We start from the raw sequence: 870 nt of genomic DNA on the forward strand, positions 1-870 counted from the left end.
TCCGGCCCGGCGGTGCTGCCAGGCCAGGGCGGCGACGGCGGCGGCGGCCAGGTCCGTGTCCGCGGGCCGGTGGAAGGCCAGCCCCGGCAGCTTCCGCTCGATCAGGCCGGTGTCCAGCCGGCCGGCGCGCACGTCCGGGTCGGCCAGCAGCAGCCTCAGGTACTCGAGGTTCGTCCCGACGCCGAGCACCATGGTCCCGGCCAGGGCCTGGTCCAGCCGTTGCAGCGCCTGCTTCCGGTCTTCCCCCCAGGCGATGACCTTGGCGAGCATCGGATCATAGCTGGCGGAGATCTCCAGCCCCGCCACCAGCGAACTGTCCACGCGTACGCCGTCGCCGGCCGGTTCGGCCAGGGCCAGCACGGTGCCGGCGGAGGGCAGGAAGCCCTGCTCCGGGTTCTCTGCGTAGACCCGGGCCTCCACCGCGTGGCCGCGCAGCCGCACGTCCTCCTGCGCCAGGGCCAGCGGCTCATCCGCCGCGATGCGCAGCTGCCACTCGACCAGATCCAGCCCGGTGACCATTTCGGTGACCGGGTGCTCCACCTGCAGCCGGGTATTCATCTCCATGAAGAAGAACTCGTCCGGCGCCTCATCCGAAACCAGGAACTCCACCGTGCCGGCCCCGCTGTAGCCCACCGAGGAGGCGGCCCGGCAGGCGGCCGCCCCGATCCGGGCCCGGGTGCCGGCCTCCAGCAGCGGCGACGGCGCCTCCTCGATGACCTTCTGGTGCCGGCGCTGCAGCGAGCATTCGCGTTCGCCCAGGTGGATCACCGTCCCGTGGTTGTCGGCCAGCACCTGGACCTCGATGTGCCGCGGCCGGCGCACCAGACGCTCGAGCAGGAGCGTGTCGTCCCCGAAGGCCGCGGCCGCCAC

The 870-nt window shown here is 73.0% G+C and carries 1 pseudogene; it reads right to left on the reverse strand.

Features of this window, described 5'->3' with window-relative positions:
• Window positions 1–870 (reverse strand): annotated as a pseudogene (locus ACFQ36_RS23010) (acetyl/propionyl-CoA carboxylase subunit alpha); the annotation flags it as partial.

Origin of the sequence: Arthrobacter sp. GCM10027362 (assembly GCF_042679445.1) — a bacterium.
GTDB lineage: Bacteria > Actinomycetota > Actinomycetes > Actinomycetales > Micrococcaceae > Crystallibacter.